Origin of the sequence: Pedobacter zeaxanthinifaciens (assembly GCF_003313335.1) — a bacterium.
Taxonomy (GTDB): Bacteria; Bacteroidota; Bacteroidia; order Sphingobacteriales; family Sphingobacteriaceae; genus Pedobacter; species Pedobacter zeaxanthinifaciens.
Genome location: NZ_QMHP01000014.1, coordinates 52,285 through 69,510, shown reverse-complemented (window position 1 = coordinate 69,510; position 17,226 = coordinate 52,285). Strand labels below are relative to the sequence as shown.

The 17,226-nt window shown below is 38.5% G+C and carries 16 protein-coding genes and 2 tRNA genes; 9 read left to right on the top strand and 9 right to left on the bottom strand.

The features are described 5' to 3' along the window. Window positions 1–90 precede the first annotated feature (90 nt). The 3 genes from DUT68_RS17160 to DUT68_RS17150 all read right to left on the bottom strand — a co-directional run bounded on the left by DUT68_RS17160 (window position 91) and on the right by DUT68_RS17150 (window position 989). Window positions 91–175 (bottom strand) — tRNA-Leu (locus tag DUT68_RS17160). Between the two features lie 53 nt (window positions 176–228). Next, window positions 229–301 (bottom strand) — tRNA-Gly (locus DUT68_RS17155). Window positions 302–512: 211 nt separating this feature from the next. Then, window positions 513–989 carry a regulatory protein RecX gene (locus DUT68_RS17150; RefSeq protein ID WP_113639489.1) on the bottom strand — a complete coding sequence of 159 codons (477 nt, stop codon included), beginning with the start codon at window positions 987–989 and terminating at the stop codon, window positions 513–515. A 46-nt stretch (window positions 990–1,035) separates the two neighbouring features. Between DUT68_RS17150 and DUT68_RS17145 the strand changes: the two genes are divergently transcribed. Together DUT68_RS17145 and DUT68_RS17140 are read left to right on the top strand one after the other, a co-directional pair. After that, on the top strand, window positions 1,036–3,489 hold the full coding sequence (locus tag DUT68_RS17145) for a bifunctional UDP-N-acetylmuramoyl-tripeptide:D-alanyl-D-alanine ligase/alanine racemase (protein WP_113639461.1): 2,454 nt from the start codon (window positions 1,036–1,038) through the stop codon (window positions 3,487–3,489). Window positions 3,490–3,548: 59 nt separating this feature from the next. Then, window positions 3,549–4,139, top strand: coding sequence for a DUF502 domain-containing protein (locus tag DUT68_RS17140; protein WP_113639460.1), 591 nt, complete (start codon window positions 3,549–3,551; stop codon window positions 4,137–4,139). A gap of 1 nt (window position 4,140) precedes the next feature. On the opposite strand, the gene DUT68_RS17135 is transcribed toward DUT68_RS17140, so the two are convergent. The 3 genes from DUT68_RS17135 to DUT68_RS17125 form a co-directional block, all read right to left on the bottom strand. Next, window positions 4,141–4,635, bottom strand: a complete 495-nt coding sequence (locus DUT68_RS17135; RefSeq protein WP_157960910.1) for a hypothetical protein — start codon at window positions 4,633–4,635, stop codon at window positions 4,141–4,143. Window positions 4,636–4,837: 202 nt separating this feature from the next. Next, window positions 4,838–5,545, bottom strand: coding sequence for an LOG family protein (locus DUT68_RS17130; protein WP_113639458.1), 708 nt, complete (start codon window positions 5,543–5,545; stop codon window positions 4,838–4,840). A 16-nt stretch (window positions 5,546–5,561) separates the two neighbouring features. After that, window positions 5,562–7,070, bottom strand: coding sequence for a sodium:solute symporter (locus DUT68_RS17125; RefSeq protein ID WP_113639457.1), 1,509 nt, complete (start codon window positions 7,068–7,070; stop codon window positions 5,562–5,564). 223 nt (window positions 7,071–7,293) lie between these two features. Here DUT68_RS17125 and recR point away from each other — a divergent pair, with 223 nt between their 5' ends. From recR to trpA, 7 genes are all read left to right on the top strand, one after another. Next, a complete protein-coding gene (gene recR / locus DUT68_RS17120) occupies window positions 7,294–7,911 on the top strand; it encodes a recombination mediator RecR (protein WP_113639456.1) in 618 nt (205 codons plus the stop codon). Between the two features lie 57 nt (window positions 7,912–7,968). After that, window positions 7,969–8,784 (top strand): SDR family oxidoreductase, encoded by an 816-nt coding sequence (locus DUT68_RS17115; protein WP_113639455.1) that lies wholly within the window; start codon window positions 7,969–7,971, stop codon window positions 8,782–8,784. Next, a complete protein-coding gene (locus DUT68_RS17110; protein WP_113639454.1) occupies window positions 8,784–10,763 on the top strand; it encodes an ATP-binding protein in 1,980 nt (659 codons plus the stop codon). The genes DUT68_RS17115 and DUT68_RS17110 overlap by 1 nt, the downstream gene beginning before the upstream one ends. Window positions 10,764–10,948: 185 nt before the next feature. Beyond that, window positions 10,949–11,938 (top strand): anthranilate phosphoribosyltransferase, encoded by a 990-nt coding sequence (trpD, locus tag DUT68_RS17105; RefSeq protein ID WP_113639453.1) that lies wholly within the window; start codon window positions 10,949–10,951, stop codon window positions 11,936–11,938. Between the two features lie 299 nt (window positions 11,939–12,237). Continuing rightward, on the top strand, window positions 12,238–12,891 hold the full coding sequence (locus DUT68_RS17100) for a phosphoribosylanthranilate isomerase (protein WP_113639452.1): 654 nt from the start codon (window positions 12,238–12,240) through the stop codon (window positions 12,889–12,891). Window positions 12,892–12,905: 14 nt separating this feature from the next. After that, entirely contained in the window at window positions 12,906–14,087 is a 1,182-nt protein-coding gene (gene trpB, locus DUT68_RS17095; protein ID WP_113639451.1) for a tryptophan synthase subunit beta, read from the top strand. A 94-nt stretch (window positions 14,088–14,181) separates the two neighbouring features. Then, on the top strand, window positions 14,182–14,952 hold the full coding sequence (gene trpA, locus DUT68_RS17090; RefSeq protein WP_113639450.1) for a tryptophan synthase subunit alpha: 771 nt from the start codon (window positions 14,182–14,184) through the stop codon (window positions 14,950–14,952). A gap of 18 nt (window positions 14,953–14,970) precedes the next feature. On the opposite strand, the gene DUT68_RS17085 is transcribed toward trpA, so the two are convergent. Genes DUT68_RS17085 through nhaA form a run of 3 tightly spaced genes read right to left on the bottom strand, consistent with a single transcriptional unit; the run spans window position 14,971 to window position 17,211 of the window. Beyond that, a complete protein-coding gene (locus DUT68_RS17085) occupies window positions 14,971–15,495 on the bottom strand; it encodes a hypothetical protein (protein ID WP_113639449.1) in 525 nt (174 codons plus the stop codon). Window positions 15,496–15,506: 11 nt separating this feature from the next. Next, on the bottom strand, window positions 15,507–16,046 hold the full coding sequence (locus tag DUT68_RS17080) for a GNAT family N-acetyltransferase (protein WP_113639448.1): 540 nt from the start codon (window positions 16,044–16,046) through the stop codon (window positions 15,507–15,509). Beyond that, window positions 16,021–17,211: a Na+/H+ antiporter NhaA gene (gene nhaA, locus DUT68_RS17075; RefSeq protein ID WP_113639447.1), complete on the bottom strand. Its 1,191-nt coding sequence runs from the start codon at window positions 17,209–17,211 to the stop codon at window positions 16,021–16,023. The genes DUT68_RS17080 and nhaA overlap by 26 nt, the downstream gene beginning before the upstream one ends. Window positions 17,212–17,226 lie beyond the last annotated feature (15 nt).

Sequence of the window (17,226 nt, the reverse complement as noted above, 5' to 3'; positions counted from 1 at the left end):
ATGGGAAACGAATACGAGAAACACCTTAAAGCAATTTTGAAATTTGCCAAAACTAAAAACCCTCTCTACAATTCGTAAAGAGGGTTTTCGTACTGAAGGCGGGAATCGAACCCGCACGCCTGTTGAGGGCACAGGATTTTAAGTCCTGCGTGTCTACCAGTTCCACCACTTCAGCAAGCAAATAATTGCTTTTTAAAATTAAATGCCTCCTGGTAGGAAGGCATTTAGAGCGAAAGACGAGATTCGAACTCGCGACCCCAACCTTGGCAAGGTTGTGCTCTACCAACTGAGCTACTTTCGCATGTTAACATTCTCCAATGTTTTCAAAACGTTTGAGCTTTTTAAGTATCTCGTTCCGTTTTGGTGATGCAAATATACGCACAAATCTATTTCTGCCAAGAAAAATTTAATAAAAATTTAACAAGATCTTCTAAGTCCTTGTTTTTCATATTTATAAATTTTCACAATTATTACTGCCGACTTATTTTTTGGCATCTCTGTTAGTTAATTTATTACTTTTTTAGTATTCCCATCACCAAATCTTTTTCAAAACCTTTACTGTGTAGGTACGTGAGCAGTTTAAACTGACGTTTAATTGGGTGGCTCTCTTTTTCCGTTCGCTGCTTTTTTTCTAGTAACTGTTGTATCGTTTCCAAATAATCATCATCAGCAATACTGTTTAGCGCTTTTTTAATCATCTGCTCCGGAACGCGTTTTAATTTTAATCCCTGCTTAATCTTTATTTTACCCCATTTTTTAATTTTGAACTTGCCAGATACATAGGCAAAGGCGAATCTTTCTTCATTTAAAAAATTTTCGGCAATTAAACTCGAAATAATCTCTTCCACTTCCGCTGTTTTCATTTGCCATTCGTAAAGTTTATCCCTTACTTCCTGCTGCGAACGCTCTTGATAGGCGCACCAATTGGCCGCTTTGTGCAAAGCTGTCTTTTTATCGTAATTGTATTTTTTTTCTTTCTCCGAATTCATAAATATTTGTTGAAATTCGTAAAAAAAACTGAAACAAGGCAGCCTCATGATCAAACACCGTACATATACCATCAACAACATTGCAGAAATTACGGGCGGTAAATGTATTGGCGTAGATAAAAATGCTGTAATTAAACACCTGGCAATTGATAGTAGAATTCTTGGTGAGGCATCTCAGACTTTGTTTTTTGCCATTAAAGCGCAACGCAATGGACATCAATTTATTGCTCATGCCTACCAAAATGGGATCCGTAATTTCCTAGTTTCTGAAGATGTAAACTGGCAAAATTATCCTGAAGCAAATTATATCGTTGTGGACGATACTTTAAAGGCTTTACAAAAACTAGCCACTTTTCATCGTAGCCAATTTGCACTTGATGTGATTGGGATTACGGGAAGCAATGGTAAAACTATAGTGAAAGAGTGGCTTTATCAGCTGCTGAATGCTGATTTCCAAATTGTACGCAGTCCAAAAAGCTACAACTCTCAAATTGGTGTGCCGCTTTCTGTTTGGCAGATAGATGAAAAGGATACCTTGGGAATTTTTGAAGCTGGCGTTTCTGCACCCGATGAAATGTCAAAGCTTGCCCAAATAATTGCGCCTAAAATTGGGGTGTTAACTAATATTAGGGAAGCGCATGATGAGGGATTTCAAAGTAGAAGGCAAAAATTAGCTGAAAAACTACAGCTTTTTAGTGGAGCAACCTTATTGATTTATTCGCCAGATCATTTGGTAGAAGATGTGCAGTTACCTTGTGCAGAACAGTTTACTTGGAGCTTTACTCAACCTGCTGATCTGCAAATTAAAGAAGTTGATTCCCATACGGGTTTCTCGCTGATTAAAGGAAGCTTTAATGGAGAAACGGCTGTAGCTAGGGTTAATTTCACCGATGCCGCTGCCATAGAAAATGCAGTGATTTGTTGGGCTACTTTGTTAGTCATGGGCTACGCTATTGAAGATGCTGCGGAACGTCTGGCTGCACTTCAGCGTGTGGGCATGCGTTTGCAATTGGTGAACGGCATAGAGCAATGTTCTATCATCGATGATAGTTACAGTGCCGATATTTCTTCCCTAAGTATTGCATTGGATTTTTTAAATCAGCAAAATCAACATCCAAAACGTACCCTGATACTTTCTGATTTGCAAGAAACTGGTAAAACCGCTGAAGAACTCTATCAAGAAATCGCATCCTTACTTCAGCAAAAAAAGGTTGATAGGCTTATTGGAATCGGGAATGATATCACGGCACATGCTGAGTTGTTTAAGATAGAAAAGTCTTTCTTTTCCGATACGGAGGAATTTTTAGCTCATGTAGCACAACTAAATTTCAGTAAAGAAACCATTTTGGTGAAAGGCGCTCGTAAATTCGGTTTTGAGCGTATAGTAAAGCGCCTGGCTCAAAAAATACATGATACCGTTTTAGAAATTAACCTCAATGCTTTGCAGGCTAATTTACAATACTATAAATCTAAACTGGTTGCTCAAGTAAAAACAATGGCAATGGTTAAAGCCTTTTCCTACGGCAGTGGCACCTTCGAAATTGCTAATTTGCTACAACACCACAAGGTTGATTATTTGGCGGTAGCTTATGCCGATGAAGGTGTTGCGCTGCGTAAATCAGGTATCAGCTTACCTATTATGGTGATGAGTCCAGAGCCTTCTGCATTTGATGCCATGTTCCGCTACCAGCTTGAGCCTGAAGTTTACAGTTTGGAGTTGTTGCAGCAATTACTACGCTTCATTCCTTCGGAAGATAAACCGTTTCCAATCCATTTGAAACTCGACACCGGGATGCATCGTTTGGGGTTTGAGCCTCATCAAATATCCGAACTATGTACGTTGCTAAGCAATAACACAAGGTTAAATGTGGTAACTGTTTTTACCCATTTGGTGGCCAGTGATGACCCCATACATGATGCTTTTACACAAACTCAAGTAACGAGCTATGAGCAGATGTATCAGCAGTTGGTTAAAACTTTAGGTTATCAGCCGGTCAGACATTTGCTTAATACATCGGGAATCACCCGCTGGTCGGCATACCAATTTGATATGGTGCGCTTGGGAATAGGCTTGTACGGGTTTGATTCGGCTTTGCCAAAAAATACCTTACAAACAGTAGCTGCTTTGAAAACTACCATTACGCAAATTAAAACTATTGCGGCTGGAGAAACAGTGGGTTATGGTAGGCGTGGTGTTTTGATTAACGGAGGTGAAATTGCCACAGTCAAAATTGGTTATGCTGATGGCTACAGCAGAGCTTTTGGCAATGGTGTAGGTAAAATGTTGGTTGATGGACAGCTTGCTCCCACAGTGGGTGCTATTTGTATGGACATGTGTATGCTTGATGTTACTGGTTTAGAGGTGAAAGTGGGCGATGAGGTGATTGTTTTTGATCATAACCATAGCATTTCAGATTTGGCAAAGGAAATTGGCACTATCCCTTACGAAATACTCACTAACGTATCGCAACGAGTAAAGCGGGTGTACTATTACGAATAAGTTATTTTTAAACAAGATGGTTTCTTGGCTAATTTATGCAGATATGATAGCTTTGCGTTATGAATAGAATTGGAAAGGCCTTATTGAGCTACCTTATTAGAGGATTGTTGATTGTAGTGCCTATTGCGGTGAGCGTTTTCATTGTGGTTTGGGCGGTTACCACGGTAGATAGCTGGGTAAATATCAATAGTATTTTGGGGGTAGATCCAAAAACGGGAGAGAGTAGAAACATACCTGGTTTAGGCTTGGCTTTAGTTGTTGGGATTATTTTGGGAGCTGGAATTTTTGTAACCTATTTCGTTACTGAGCCAATGTACAATTGGTTTCAGCGCTGGCTCAATAAACTGCCACTTTTTAATTTCATTTATACTTCTATTAAGGATTTAACCGAAGCTTTTGTAGGTGATGAGAAAAAATTTAATCATCCGGTATTGGTTGAAACCGAAGGCGATATGAAACGCATTGGTTTTTTAACACAGAACGATTTGTCTAAACTGGATTTGCCAGGCGAAGCAATTGTTTATTTCCCTTTCTCTTATTCTTTTGCCGGACAGGTTTATATTGTGAAAAAGGAGAAGATAAAGCCATTGAATATGACCGCTGCTGATGCCATGAAATTGGTGGTGAGCGGAGGCGTGAGCCATTTGTAAGTTAAACTCCTCTTACGATAACCATAATGGCTACAAACATGATGAAGGCTACTAAAATTCTGGCGAAAAACTCCTTGATGTAAAGTCCAACAATTAACGCTAATTCGTGATCAATATTTTGCCCTATCACAGTGCCTGTGCCGCTATTAGCTTTGTATTGTAAGTTGGTGTTTTGGTAGTTGCTAATAGTCCACTTACTGAGCCAGCTATTGGTGTAGTTCCAAGAAAGAGGTGTTGCATCTTTTAAACTAGCCACTGCCCTAAGCTGCCAAAAGTTAAATTGAATGGTTCCGAGAACGGCATGGGTATCATCGTAAATGGTGGTGGTAGTGTTAAACCATCCATTGCATTTGAAATGGTAGTTTTTTTGCGACATGATGCCCAGGGCGTTGTTGTTCCATGTTTCGAACATCAGGTTGCCGCAAATTTGTCCGTTACAGAAAATCTGATAAGAGCTATCAAAGATGCCTTTTGTCCAATTTACTACTTTTTCCATGTTTTTTAGATGTGGTAAGCCGTAGATAGTTACAGCCATTTTAGCTTTTGAAATGCCAATTGACTTTAAAATTACATAACATCGTTATAGCTATTTGGTTTGATGTATGTTTTTAACGCTAGGATTAGTCATAAAAAAACCTGCTAGTAAGCCTAACAGGTTCTTTCATCGTGTGCTATGCCATGCCCACAATTTAACTTAATTAAAAGTTTGGTTTCAATACGTATTTATCGTAGAAACGGAAAATATGTTCGGCGGCTTCCTCAGCTGTATCAACCAACCTAAATAAGTTTAAATCTTCAGCGTGGATATTATGTTCCTTTTCCAACATTGTATTTTTAAGCCAATCTACCAATCCACCCCAGTAATCAGATCCCACCAAAACAATTGGGAAACGAGCAATTTTACCAGTTTGAATTAGCGTTAAAGCCTCAAATAGTTCGTCCATTGTTCCCATACCGCCAGGTAATACGATAAAACCTTGTGAGTATTTCATGAACATCACTTTGCGCACAAAGAAATAATCGAATTCTAATAATCGGTTAGGCTCAATGTATTTGTTGTGGAATTGCTCAAACGGCAAGTCGATATTTAAGCCCACGGATTTACCACCGTTCATGTGAGCACCTTTATTACCTGCTTCCATGATACCCGGGCCACCGCCTGTAATCACACCGTAACCTCTTTCTGTAAGCAACCTGCCACATTCAACCGCAATTTGATAGTAAGGGTTGGTTTCCGCTGTTCTCGCTGATCCAAATATACTTACACACGGGCCAATCTTTGCCAATTTTTCAAATCCATCAACAAACTCTGCCATGATCTTAAAAATCTGCCAGCTGTCTGTTGTCTTAATTTCTTGCCAATCCTTGTTGGCAAAAGCACTTCTTATCTTCTCATCACTATTCATACTTTATTAATTATGGTTAAAATCTAGTTTGCTGATCTGTTTTTTTGCTGATCAGCAATAAGCCCATAAAAGTAATGAATCCGTTGATTAAAATTAATTCGACGCTAAAAATATATCCACCTAATAGTTTTGCCGAATTGGTGGACAATAAATAACATAAAATAGGGGAAATGATACAAACGATTGGTACTAATTTGTCGTGTAAACCACGTGATTTTACAAACAGTCCGAACGAGTACAAACCTAAAAGTGGTCCGTAGGTGTAAGATGCAATTAAGAAAATCAGGCTAACTACCGATGAACTATTAAGCGAGTTAATCACTACAATTACAGCGAACATAATGAGCGAGAACACTACGTGTACCTGATGTCTTTTTTTAACTGCATTAGGTTTTTCGGCATTTTCTTTCTTGTTCATCCCTAAGAAATCCACACAAAATGATGTGGTTAACGCGGTTAGCGCACTATCAGTTGTAGCAAAAGTGGCTGCCGTTAAACCTAGCATAAATACAATTGCCGGCAGCGTGCTTAGGTGCTTCAAAGCAATTTCAGGAAATAGCAAATCGGTACGTGGCTTACCGGTAATATGGTCTAATGGAATTTCGACACCATTTTTAGTAGCGAAAATGTAAAGTAAAGCACCAACGCTTAAGAAGAATATATTTAACACCACGAAGATACCGGTGAAAGTGAACATGTTCGTCTGCGCTTCACCTATCGTCTTCATACTCAAGTTTTTTTGCATTAAATCTTGGTCTAAGCCAGTCATGGCAATGGTAACGAAAATACCGCCTATAAACTGTTTGCTGAAGTAAAATTTGCTGGTTAAGAAATCTTCAAAGAAAAAGATTTTTGAGTAACTGCTGCTTTTAACAGTTTCGAAAGCTTGTGGTATGCTTAAACTCAAGCTATCGCAAATGAAATAAATGGTTAAGAATACCGAAAGTACTAGGAAAAACGTCTGTAGCGTATCAGTAATGATGATGGTTTTTAAACCTCCTTTAAAGGTGTACGACCAAATGAGGCCCAGTGAAATTAATACGGTTGCCCAAAAAGGAATATGATAAGAGTCGAAAATAAAGCGCTGTAAAACAATTACTACCAAATAAAGCCTAGTTGCCGAGCCCAAAGTACGGCTAACCAAGAAAATAAACGCAGCGGTTTTGTAGCTGTAATAACCCAGGCGTTGTTCAATATAACTATAAATCGATGTTAAATTCATCCGATAATATAGCGGGAGCAAAACGGTAGCAATGATGATAAAACCAACAGCATTGCCCAGTACAAACTGAAAGTACTGAAACTGATTTCCTCCTTCCGAACCTACCTCGCCAGGAACTGAAATGAAAGTTACGCCTGATAATGCGGTTCCAATCATCCCAAATGCCACCAAATACCATTTAGAATTTTTGTTTGCCAAAAAGAAAGTCGAATTGTCCGACGAGTTTTTTGACGTTGCAAATGCGATACCAATTAGCACCGCAAAGTAGCCAATTAAAAAACACAATAATACTGTTGAACTCATATAATAATTTGATTAGTTGCTAAAAGTAGCAAAAACTTGCTAAAACTTGCAAAATACTTGGTTAAAAACGGCAGAAGTTAGTAAAATAAAATTGATTTGCATGAACGCACAACAATGCGTTGTTAGATACTGGATTTGCAACAGTTGAATGTATGCTCGGTAATCGTCAACAAGAGATAAAATAATCTGTGAATGTGTGGCAAATAACTGATAAATTTGCATTATGAATTTTTCTTCCAAGTTGCTTGAAGATGCAGTGAACGAATTTGGCAAGTTGCCGGGCATTGGCCAAAAAACGGCCTTACGTTTGGTGTTGCATTTGTTGGGAAAAGAACATGCTGAGGTGGCGCAGTTCGGAAACACGCTGATCAAACTTAAAAACGACATCAAACATTGCATAGTTTGCCATAACATTTCCGATCAAGCAACGTGCAGTATTTGTGCATCGTTTAAACGAGAGAAAGATGTGATTTGTGTGGTAGAAGATACTCGTGATGTGATGGCCATTGAAAATACGCATCAATATTTTGGAGTTTACCACGTTTTGGGAGGTTTAATTTCTCCAATGGATGGTGTTGGTCCATCAGATTTGAATATTGAAAGTTTGGTGGATCGTGTAAAAACTACCGAAGTGAAAGAAGTTATTTTGGCGTTAAGCGCTAATATGGAGGGCGATACTACATTATTTTATCTCCATAAAAAATTAAAAGAATTCAATATCCCCATTACCACTATTGCAAGAGGAATTGCCTTTGGCGGAGAGCTGGAATATGCAGATGAAGTAACTTTGGGACGATCAATCATTACCCGTGTTCCTTACGAACCATCTTTAATGAAATAGCTTCTTGGAACTTCAACACCATGAAATCACCGTTAAACGCCATAAAGAAATTTGAAAATGAGTTTGAGAGATAAAATTGTTGTAATTACCGGTGCTTCTTCAGGTATTGGTAAAGCATTGGCTGAAGAGTTGGCAAAGCGGGGCGCTAATTTAGTTTTAGGTGCCCGTCAATATGTGACTTTATGCGAAATTACAGCCGAACTGGAGCAGAAATATCAGATAAAGGCACTTGCAGTACAGGCGGATGTAAGTGTGGAGGAGGATTGTAAAACTTTGATTAATCAGGCTACACTAACTTTTGGTAAAATTGATGTGCTGATCAATAACGCTGGGCTTTCAATGCGGGCATTATTTAAAGATTTGGATTTAGCTGTACTTAAAAACTTAATGGACGTGAATTTTTGGGGAACAGTTTACTGCACCAAGTACGCGTTGCCAGAAATTTTAAAAACCAACGGAAGTGTGGTAGCTGTATCGTCAATTGCAGGCTACAGAGGTTTGCCGGGGCGTACGGGCTATTCTTCATCAAAATTTGCGATGAATGGTTTTATGGAGTCGTTACGTACTGAACTGCTTAAAACTGGCGTTCATGTAATGGTGGCTTGTCCGGGTTTTACTACCTCTAATATTAGGGTGGCAGCATTATCACAGGATGGAAAGGCCCACGGTGAAACCAGTATGGAAGAAGGAAAAATGATGAGCGCCGAAGAAGTTGCGCAGCGTATTTGCGATGGCATAGTGCAGCGTAAACGTACTTTGATTATGACTGGTCAGGGTAAATTGGCGGTTTGGGTTAATAAATTATTTCCAGCATTTGCTGATAAAAAAGTATTTGAGCTTTTCACTAAAGAAAAAAATCCATTAATTAAATAATGAGGCATTTCAACTACAAAAAGTTAATTTTTGTTTTGTTTGGAAGTTTATTGCTGAGTTACTTTTTTCCGGTTCATCTACTTGCTCAAACTCAAAAAAAGCTAAGTAACAGCAAAGATTACATCAACATTATCAAGCACTTTCGGTATCTCGATCCCGATTCTGCAACACATTACGTACAATTGGGTTTAACCGTGGCTGAAAAGCAAGGTGATCAGTTAGGGAAGGCAGCATTGCTTAACCAATACGGAATGATTGATGATAATTTTGCGAGATACCGCGAGTCCCGACAAAAATATTTGGAGGCCGAAGCGATTTACAGGCAACAACACGATCAAGTGGGTTTGGCGATGGTGCTTATTAGGCTGGCTGTGGTAGAACGTAGAAAGGGAAATTACGACAAATCGTTTGCATATGCCATGAAGGCCCTTAAAGTGAGCGAAAACAATAAGCATAAACTGGGTATCATGGAGGCTAGGGTGGTGCTTGCTGAAACATATTACGATCTTAATGACTATCCAAATGCCCTGCAAAACTTACGACTAGCACGTGAGTTGGAAAAGCAACTGCCGCTAAATAACCTTACTTTAAACATGTACGATGATTTTGGTGCGGTTTATAATAAGATGAAGGATTTTGACACTGCCATTCAGTACGTTAAAATCGGATTATCAAAAAGTAATAGGATTGAATATAATGGTTTGCGCATTAGTTTGATGAAAACTTTAGGACGTGCTTACCAGTTAAAAGGAGATGTTAAAAGGGCTGAAAAAACATTTAAGGATGCTTTGGCATTTTCTCGGCAAATCAAAAACATATTACGAGAGCACGCCATACTAACAGAATTGGCTAGTATTTACGATAAAAAGCAGCCGGATACGGCACTAAAATATCTTAATCAGGCCTTGGCCATTGTTTCAAAGTATAAAATGTATCGCCAACAAATTACCATTTTAGATAAGATAGCGGCCATACATAAACAAACTGGAAATTTAGCCGAAGCGTTAAAGGCGAAGGAAGTGAGCAGCTCGTTAGCGGAGCAGGTTTTTTATAAAGATATGATGAAGCAAGTTTTCAGTTTGGAATCTGCTTATGAACTCGAAAAATCTAAAGCGCAGCTAAATGAACTTGCTACGAAAAATAAGGAACAGAAAATTCTTAAAAACGTCATTCTTTCGGTTGCCATTACCATTTTTGTAGTTCTGGTATTTACGCTAATTAACTATTTGCGTTCACGGCACCTTAATCAACTGCTTACCAAAGCTAACCGAGAGTTGGAAGAAAGTAACGAAGTAAAGGATAAGTTTTTCTCCATTATTGCGCATGATATTCGTTCTCCATTGGTATCAACAATAAGTATTTTAAAGCTAATTGGCGATAACGAACTTGATGAAAATACGCAGAAGTTGATGGTTGCCAAGTTGCTGTCGCATTGTAATAGCAGTCTTGAAATTTTAGATAAGCTGCTTAAATGGGGGCAAATGCAAATCAAGGGTGTACGCTTGCATGTACAGGAGTTTAGTCCGGCTAGTAGCATTAAGCGAAATTTGGGATTGTTACGGGAAGCAGCAGATAAAAAGCAAATTGAAATTAACGTTAGTGTTTCCGATGATTTGGTACTCAAGGCAGATACGGACCATTTTGATTTTATCGTTAGGAATTTGTTAGCCAATGCCATCAAATTCACTGAAACGCATGGAAAAATTAGTTTGTCTGCGCAAGCAATTGATAAGGATACCGTTCAGTTTGCTTTAAGCGACACTGGCGTAGGAATTAGCGACGTAAGATTGGACAAGCTCTTCGAACTTTCTGCAATGGGCACTAAAGGTACCTCATCAGAGGAGGGCACAAGTTTGGGCTTAGTAATTTGTAAGGAATTTGTATTAGCTAACGAAGGGAAATTAAAAGTGGAAAGTAGAGTTGGACAAGGAACTACTTTTTACTTCACCATGAAAGGTTATTTAAAAAAGACAACATAATTACAAAAACTAGTTGCATTTAATTAAAAACAATCACATATTTGCCTACAGAATGGTACAAGTAAACGTAAATACAAATTGGTGGTGGCATAACGCAATAGCGTGATGTAACCTTTTGTGCGTTTATTTTTTAAATAAAAATTTGAAGAGGTTGCTGATGAGGCAACCTTTTTTGTTATACGGTAATGAAGAAAATACTAAATCATCTTTTTGAAAACAAAACATTTACGAGACAGGAAGCTCAAAAAATATTGACAGATATTGCTTCCGGAACTTTTAATAATTCGCAAATAGCGGCATTTATTACTGCTTATGGTATGCGCAACATCACCGTGGAAGAGTTGCAGGGCTTTAGAGATGCCATGTTAGATCTGTGCCTCAAAGTAGATTTTTCGGATTTTGAGTTGATTGACTTGTGTGGCACTGGAGGCGATGGTAAAGATACGTTCAACATTTCCACTTTGGCTTCTTTTGTGGTGGCTGGCGCAGGACATAAAGTGGCTAAGCATGGCAACTATGGTGTTTCTTCTGGCTGCGGTTCAAGCAATGTTATGGAGTACCTCGGCTATCAATTTAACAATGATGAAGGCAAGCTCAAAAGAAGTTTGGATGATGCAGGGATTTGTTTCATCCATGCGCCGCTATTTCACCCAGCAATGAAAACTGTGGCGCCAATCAGACGTGAATTAGGAGTGAAAACATTCTTTAACATGCTTGGTCCAATGTGCAATCCGGCAAAGCCGAAAAATCAAATGGTGGGCGTGTTTAGTTTAGAATTGGCCAGGATTTATGCCTATCTCTATCAGCAAACGGATAAGAACTACAGTATAGTACACGCCATTGATGGGTTTGATGAGGTTTCGCTAACCTGCGACTTTAAAACTTTCAGTAAAAAAGGGGAGGCCTTGGTAAAAATAAGTGATCTGGGTTTCACCGAGTTGAATGAGAACGAAATCCAAGGTGGAGATACTATTGAATCGTCAGCGAAAATATTTATGGATGTGTTGGAAGGAAACGCTACCGATGCTCAAACTAACGTGGTATTGTGTAATGCTGCTTTAGCCATACAAACCATTAAACAGGATAAAACATTTGCAGATTGCTATTACGAGGCAGAGGAATCACTAATGAGCAAAAGGGCATTGAACAGTTTTAAAAATCTAATTAATGGTTAGTAGCGTTCTATACTAGCTTAGATAGGACAAAAAACTTAGGTGTCTTAAGTGGTTAAAAAACAGTTAGTTAGATTATAGATTTAACACCTTAGTCACCTCAGTTCAACTAAGTAGGGCAGAAGAGCTTAGGTGTCTTAGGTGGTTAAAAATAGATAGTGAGTTAGATTTAACACTTTAGCTCACCTTAGTTCAACTAAGTAGGAACAAAACTTAGGTGTCTTAGGTGGTTAAAAATAGATAGTGAGTTAGATTTAACACTTTAGCTCAACTTAATAAGTCAGCTGGTTTAAAAAAGTAACATGAAATTAAAAATCAAAGTTTGTGGAATGCGGCAAGCAGCTAATGTAGCTGAAGTGGCCAACTTACATCCAGATTATTTGGGTTTTATATTTTACAGTGAATCACCGAGGTTTATTAGCGATGTTTCTGCCGAATTGATCAAGTATGTGCCGGCAGAAATTAAGACAACGGGCGTATTCGTGAACGAGGATTTGGAAGTGGTAAAATCGTTAATTAAAAAGCATCAGCTCAAAGCAGTACAACTTCATGGCAGCGAAAGCGTTTCGTATTGCGAAGAGTTGAATAACTATAATGTGGAAGTGATTAAGGCATTTGGCATACATGAAAAGTTTGATTTTGCCACCTTAGAAAGTTACCAACCACATGTGGCTTATTTCTTGTTTGATACACAAACTGCAGCTCACGGAGGCTCAGGAAAAGTTTTCGACTGGAGATTGCTACAAAATTATCATTTGAAAAAGCCTTATTTTTTAAGTGGTGGAATCGATTTAGCCCATACGAACGAGATCAAGCAAATTAATGATGAAAGATTATATGCGGTTGATGTTAATAGTAAGTTTGAATTGGAGCCGGGGTTGAAGGATGTAGATCGATTGAAAACGTTTTTTAAAGAATTGAATTCACTGCCGTTGGCCCCAGCCAATAGCAATTAGAAATAAAAATAAATATGAATTATTTTGTAGACGAAAGAGGTTATTACGGAGATTTTGGAGGAGCTTACATTCCCGAAATGCTTTATCCAAACGTAGAGGAGCTTAGACAAAAATATCAAGCTATTATAGATGACGAACATTTTCAAGCCGAATTTAAAGCGTTATTGAAAGATTACGTTGGCAGGCCATCGCCTTTGTACTTAGCAAAACGACTTTCAGAAAAATATGGGGCTAACATTTTCTTGAAAAGAGAAGATTTGAACCATACTGGAGCGCATAAAATCAATAATACCATTGGTCAAATTTTACTTGCCGAAAAATTAGGTAAAAAGCGCATCATTGCCGAAACTGGCGCTGGCCAACATGGCGTGGCAACTGCTACCGTTTGTGCCTTGCGTGGTTTGGAGTGCGTAGTGTACATGGGCGAAGTGGATATCAAACGTCAGGCACCAAATGTAGCCCGTATGAAAATGTTGGGCGCCACGGTTGTAGCGGCAACTTCCGGTAGTAAAACCTTAAAAGATGCTACCAACGAAGCCATGCGTGATTGGATCAATAATCCAGTAGACACCCATTATATCATCGGTTCGGTAGTAGGACCGCATCCTTATCCTGATATGGTGGCGCAATTCCAATCCATCATATCATTTGAAACTAAAAAGCAATTGAAGGAACAAACAGGAAGCGAGCTTGCTGATTATGTTTTGGCTTGCGTGGGTGGCGGCAGCAACGCCATGGGGATGTTCTATCATTTTATTAATGATGAAAGTGTGAAGCTTGTTGCCATTGAGGCGGCAGGAAAAGGAGTAAGTAGCGGCTTTTCTGCAGCAACAACCACCCTTGGCAAGGAAGGTGTTTTACATGGAAGCAGGAGTATTTTAATGCAAACGGATGATGGTCAGGTAGTGGAACCCCACTCGGTATCGGCGGGCTTAGACTATCCAGGTATTGGTCCTCAACATGCACACTTGTTCAAAACGGGAAGGGGTTTGTACGCTAGCATTACCGATGACGAAGCTTTACTAGCAGGAAGGTTGTTAACGCAATACGAAGGAATTATCCCTGCCATAGAAAGTGCACACGCTATAGCCTACTTAGAGAAAATGACGTTCAAAGGTGGTGAAAACGTGGTAATTTGCCTTTCTGGTAGAGGGGATAAGGACATGGAAACTTACATGAAGTATTTTAATTTATAGATTTGAGATTGGCACATTGAGATTTGATTTCAATACGCTTACTAATTGCATTTTCTTGTGCTTATCGCAATACTTATTACGCAATACTATTTAAATGAACAGATTACAAAAATTATTTGAAAAAAAGCCAACAGGTTTACTTTCGATATATTATACAGCGGGCTATCCAAAATTAAATGATACCTTAACAATAGCTGAAACTTTAGAAAAATGTGGTGCCGATTTCCTGGAAATAGGTTTCCCATACTCCGATCCAGTGGCCGATGGTCCTGTGATACAGGCTAGCAGCAAACAGGCTTTGGATAGCGGTATGACACTAAGTGTACTTTTTGATCAATTGAAAGATTTAAGAAAGCAAGTGAAGATCCCAATTTTATTAATGGGGTATGTAAATGTAATGCTGCAATACGGTGTGGAATCGTTTTGCGAAAAATGTAAAGAGGTAGGGGTTGATGGATGTATCATTCCTGATTTGCCAATGTATGAATACGAAGAGATGTACAGAAGTACTTTTGAGAAATATGGGCTAAGCAATATCTTTTTGGTTACGCCGCAGACTTCCGAAGAGCGTATTCGCAAAATTGATGGATTAAGTAATGCCTTTATTTACTTGGTTTCTTCTTCTGCAACCACTGGAAGTAACCTTTCGGTTTCTGGTAGTGCTAGCGCCTATTTTGAGCGCATTTCAAAAATGAATCTTCAAACTCCAGTGATGATTGGCTTTGGAATCTCAGATAAGGCAACCTATCAAGCGGCGTGTAACTTTGCTAGCGGGGCAATTATTGGGAGCGCATTTGTAAAAGCTTTGGATCAAAACAATCTGGATCAAAGCATCCAAAACTTTATGGTGCAATTTAAAGGTTAAGCAAAAAATAAAGGGGTGTTATTCGCCCCTAATTTCTTTAGATTTCTCATCTATCAAAGCAAATTTTTTATTGATTTCATTGTCATAAGCCTTAGTATGCTGATCAACGGCCTTGTAAATCAATTCATAACAACTGATGTTGAGTTTGCAATATTCCCTGTAAACTGCAATTTTACGTTCAGTTTCCATATTGTCGCTAAATTTTTTTGCGCTATCTAATACTTCCAAATTTCTATTCCAGTAGTAAATTCCAATATCTTTAATATCCGACATTGATTTTTCTCTTCCAGCTAAGGTAGTGTCAATTGGAAATATGCCCCTTGCCATATCAGACATGGAATAAAAATCGATCATCACTTCATTAAAGCGTTTGTTGTCTGAAAAAAATGAATCTTTTTTAAGCTCAATAATTTTGCTTTTTTTAGTGCGCTTAGTAAACTTTATTTTGTCGATATTTTTGGATACTAACACAGATGCCACCACAATTAAAGTTAGTGGAACTAAAATAACCAAGGCAATGGAGGCGGAGCGAGAGATGGTCATAGGTTTGATAATTAATAGTTTGCAGTTGCTAATTTGGTGGTTTTAAACCAATAACAGGGCATCTCATCTAAAATAAATTTTTCAATTAGCTTTAAACCACACTTTTGAAGTACATTTTTAGACGCCAAATTGTCTATGTGGCACATTCCGTATACTTCGGTTAATTTTAGGTGCGCCCACCCATAGCTTAAACACGCTCTTGTGGTTTCCGTAGCTACCCCTTTTTCCCAATAGCGTTCTATCAATCTGTAACCTACATCATAAAAATTAACATGCCCATTAATAGGAGTGGTGATGAACTTAAAGCCCGTCCAGCCAACAAATTCATTGGTTTGCTTATCAATAATAGCCCATCTTCCAATTCCGTGTTCGATGTATTGTTGCTGGATAAACCGGATTGTTTGCAGCGCTTCTTCTTTTGTTTTTATCGGATTTTTCCATAAAAAAGCATGCACATTAGGATTACTATCCAATTCAAACATCCCATCTACATCTTGCTCATTTAACTCTCTAATCCAAAACCTTTCAGTTTCCAATGGCTGTTTTAGCATGTTTTTTCGATACTGATTTTAAAAATAGATAACCTATTACTCCGGAAATCACAGAAGCACAAAGGATGGCAAATTTAGATTCGATAATGTGCGCTGCATCGTTAAAGGATAGCATGGCAATAAAAATGGACATGGTAAAACCGATGCCTGCCAACATGCCCATGCCGGTGATATGCTTCCAGTTGGCACCTGTTGGTAATTTCGCCAGCTTCAACTTAACGGCTATAAACGACATTAAGGTAATACCAATCGTTTTTCCTAAAAATAAACCCAATATAATGCCTAAACCTAAAGGCGATGCCAGCCCCTCAACCATACCGTTTACGAAAGTGATATTAGTGTTGGCAAGCGCAAAAACAGGCATAATAACTAAAGCTACTGGTTGGGTTAGTGCATGTTCTAGTTTTTCCAATGGAGATAATTCAGCTGTATCATTGGTTGGGATGGTAAACGCAAGTAAAACGCCTGCAATGGTAGCATGTATGCCCGAATGATGCACAAAATACCAAAGAAATACGCCAGGGATGAGATAAAGCAATAAGTTTTTCAACTTAAAGAAGTTAAACACCAACAGCAAAGCAAAAATTCCAGCCGCTATAAAAAGCTGATTCCAATGGATTTGTTCTGTATAAAAAAACGCAATTACTAAAATAGCACCTAAATCATCTACGATAGCTAAAGCCGCTAGAAAGATTTTTAATGAGCTCGGTACATTTTTTTCAAGTAGCGCAACTATCGCCAAGGCAAAGGCAATATCTGTAGCCATGGGAATGCCCCAACCGTTTGCAGTTACTGTATTTTTGTTGAACAACGCATAAATTAAAGCTGGTACTAACATTCCTCCAATTGCCGCTAAAACCGGTAACGACGCTTTTTTTAAAGAGGAAAGTTCACCTTCAATCAGTTCGCGTTTAATTTCTAAACCAACTAACAAGAAAAAAATAGCCATCAATCCATCATTAATCCAAGTAGCAATACTATAGTCTAAATGAAAGGCTGAAATTTTAAAACCAATGGTTTTGGCCAAAAAATCAGCGAAGCTTACAGCATACCCAGAATTGGCGATAATTAAAGAAGCAACAACGCAAACGAGCAGTAGTACACTTCCCAATTTTTTGGAGTTGAAAAAGGCTTTAAATATGCTTAGGTTAATTCGTTTTTTCATAACCGCTAAAATACA